Raw genomic sequence first — 245 nt, forward strand, 5'->3', positions numbered from 1 at the left:
TGGGCTCGCCCTTGAGGTTGGTCCCATAGTCGTAGAGCTTCGGTGTCACTCGCGGCGTCTTGTCGAAGCCGAGGATCGTGCAGTGCACGGCGGCCGCACCAGGCGCCTCGGACGTCCACGAGAACGTGCGGTGTGCGAATCCGATGCGCCACCCGGCGGCGAAGATCGGGCGGAACATTGAAGAGACCGCCTCACCTTGGGTGATCGAGTTGGTTGAAACGAAGGCGAACTTGCCGCCATAGCCC

General features: G+C 63.7%; 1 protein-coding gene. It reads right to left on the reverse strand.

The window, feature by feature from the left end; genetic code table 11:
* Positions 1–245 (reverse strand): DNA methyltransferase (locus tag ACZ3HH_RS30935; RefSeq protein ID WP_465810514.1); only part of this gene is annotated, 245 nt, incomplete at both ends.

The organism is Pseudomonas sp. PME37.24/025 (assembly GCF_055556615.1).